We start from the raw sequence: 3,272 nt of genomic DNA on the forward strand, positions 1-3,272 counted from the left end.
ACGCCGCCGACCGCGACGCCCTCGCCCGCCTCCTCGACACCGTCCCCCGCGAACACCCCCTCCGCGCCGTCGTCCACACCGCGGGCGTCATCGACAGCGGTCTCGCGGGGACCCTGACCCCCGAGCAGGTGGACAAGGTGCTGCGGCCGAAGGCGGACGCCGCCTGGCACCTGCACGAGCTGAGCCTCGAACGCGGCCTGGACCTCGACGCGTTCGTCCTGTTCTCCTCCGCCGGCGGCCAGGTGCTGGCCGCCGGACAGGCCAACTACGCCGCCGCCAACGTCTTCCTCGACGCCCTCGCCCACCACCGCGCCGCCGCCGGGCTCCCGGCGACCTCCCTGGCGTTCGGCATGTGGGCGGTGGACACCGGCCTCGGTCCGATCGCCGACTCCGACCTCGACCGGATGCGGCGGCTCGGCATGCCGGCGCTGGAGGTCGCCGAGGGGCTCGCGCTCTTCGACGCCGCGCTGGCCACCGGGGCTCACCAGGTGACCGCGGTGCGCGTCGACCGGGCGGCGCTGGGCTCGCGCGCCGACGAGCCGCCCGCGCTGCTGCGGGGTCTCGGCCGGGGCCCGGCCCGCCGCGCGGCCCGGTCCGCCGCGTCCTCCGCCGACGGCGGCGGGGCACTGGCGCAGCGTCTGGCCGGTCTCAACGGCGCCGAACGCGACCGAGCGGTGCTCGAACTGGTCCGCAAGGAGGTGGCCGCCGTTCTCGGCCACAGCGGCATCGAGTCCGTCGGCGCCGACCGGGCCTTCAAGGAGCTGGGTTTCGACTCGCTCGCCGCGGTCGAGCTGCGCAACGCGCTCAACGCGGTCACGGGCCTGAAGCTGCCGGCCACGCTCGTTTTCGACTACCCCAACTGCCGTGCCGTCGCCGCCCTCGTGATCGAGAAGTCGGGCGGCACGTCCGCGGCGACGGCCGCATCCGCACTGCCCGTGCCGGCCGTCTCCGCCGCCGCGGACGACGATCCGATCGCCATCGTCGGCATCGGCTGCCGATTCCCTGGCGGGGTCCGCTCCGCCGAGGAGCTGTGGGAGCTGGTGGCCGACGGCCGGGACGCGGTGTCCGGCTTCCCGGTCAACCGCGGCTGGGACGCGTCGGGCCTGTACGACCCCGAGCCGGGCACCCCGGGCAAGACGTACACGGTCAGCGGCGGATTCCTGCACGACGCTGCCGAGTTCGACCCGGAGTTCTTCGGCATCATGCCGCGCGAGGCGCTGGCCATGGACCCGCAGCAGCGGCTGCTGCTGGAGGTCTCCTGGGAGGCGATCGAGCGGGCCGGCATCGACCCGACGACACTGCGCGGCACCCAGACCGGTGTGTACGTGGGCGTGATGTACCACGACTACGGCAGCCGGCCCGGTGCCGTGCCGGACGACCTGTCGCCCTACCTCGGCAACGGCAGTGCGGGCAGCATCGCCTCCGGCCGGGTCTCCTACCTCCTGGGTCTGGAAGGCCCGGCGGTCACCGTCGACACCGCGTGCTCGTCCTCGCTGGTCGCCCTGCACATGGCCTGCCAGGCGGTGCGCCAGGGTGAGGTCACGATGGCGCTGGCGGGCGGTGTGACGGTGATGCCGACGCCGGACATCTTCGTGGACTTCAGCCAGCAGCGGGGGCTGGCGGCCGACGGTCGCTGCAAGGCGTTCGCCGGCGCGGCCGACGGAACCGGCTGGTCGGAGGGCGTGGGCCTGCTGCTCGTCGAGCGGCTGTCCGAGGCGCGGGCCAAGGGACATCCGGTCCTGGCCGTCGTCAAGGGCTCGGCGATCAACCAGGACGGCGCGAGCAACGGCCTGACCGCGCCCAACGGGCCGTCCCAGCAGCGGGTCATCCAGCGCGCGCTGGCGGTCTCGGGGCTGTCCGCCACCGACGTGGACCTCGTCGAGGGCCACGGCACGGGCACGACGCTGGGCGACCCGATCGAGGCGCAGGCGCTGCTGGCCACCTACGGTCAGGGCCGCCCCGAGGACCAGCCTCTGTGGCTCGGCTCCATCAAGTCGAACATCGGGCACGCCCAGGCGGCCTCCGGCGTCAGCGGCGTGATCAAGACGGTGATGGCGCTGCGCAACGGCGTCATGCCCAAGACGCTCCACGTGGACGAGCCGTCGCCCAAGGTGGACTGGACGGCCGGAAACGTCCGGCTGCTCGGCGAGGCCCGTGCTTGGCCCGAGACCGGGCGTCCGCGCCGGGCCGGTATCTCCTCCTTCGGCCTCAGCGGCACCAACGCGCACATCATCCTGGAGCAGGCCCCCGACCGGGACGAGACTCCCCGGGCTCAGCAGCCCGCACGGCCCGCGGCGGACGGCCACGCCACGGCCCTGCTGCTGTCGGCCCGCGGCGCGCAGAACCTGTCCGCCCAGGCCGCGCGGCTGAAGGAGCTGCTGGAGTCCGACCCGGAGCTGGATCTGGTCGACACGGGCTTCTCGCTGGCGACCTCACGCGCGGCGCTCGAACACCGTGCCGCGGTCGTCGCCGAGGGCCGCGCCCAGGCCCTGCGCGGTCTGACCGCGCTGGCCGAGGGCCGTACGTCGCCCGAGACGGTCACCGGTACGCACCGCGCCGACGGCCTGACGGCGTTCCTGTTCACGGGTCAGGGGGCGCAGCGGGTCGGGATGGGCCGGGAGCTGTACGACGCGTTCCCGGTGTTCGCGCAGGCCTTCGACGCGGTCCTGGCCGAGCTGGACCCGCACCTCAGGGACGTCGTCTGGGGCGAGGACGCCGAGCGGCTGAGCCGTACGGAGTTCACCCAGCCCGCCCTGTTCGCCCTCGAAGTCGCCCTGTACCGGCTGCTGGAGTCCTGGGGCATCACCCCCGACTATCTGGCGGGGCATTCGATCGGTGAGTTCGCCGCCGCGCATGTGGCCGGGGTACTGTCCCTCGCCGACGCCGCGAAACTGATCACCGCGCGCGGCCGGCTGATGCAGGCCCTCCCCGGGGGCGGCGCGATGGTCGCCGTCCAGGCGACCGAAGAAGAAGTACGCCCCCTGCTCGCCGACGGCATCGGCATCGCCGCCGTGAACGGCCCGCAGGCGGTGGTGGTCTCCGGTGTGGAGGCGGAAGCGCTGCGGATCAAGGCGCACTTCGAGGCCCAGGGCCGTAAGACCACCCGCCTGAAGGTCTCCCACGCCTTCCACTCCCCGCTCATGGAACCCATGCTCGACGAATTCCGGGCAATCGCAACGGAGTTGGAGTACGGCAGCCCGCGCATCCCCATCGTCTCCACCCTCACCGGCACCCCGGTGACGGACGAGCTGACCGACCCGGAGTACTGGGTC

At 73.5% G+C, this 3,272-nt stretch carries 1 protein-coding gene; it reads left to right on the forward strand.

The window, feature by feature from the left end:
- A partial coding sequence (locus ACWDEN_RS47940) for a type I polyketide synthase (RefSeq protein WP_450864440.1) occupies nucleotides 1-3,272 on the forward strand: 3,272 nt, incomplete at both ends.

The sequence above is a fragment of the Streptomyces sp. NPDC001153 genome (genome assembly GCF_053598315.1).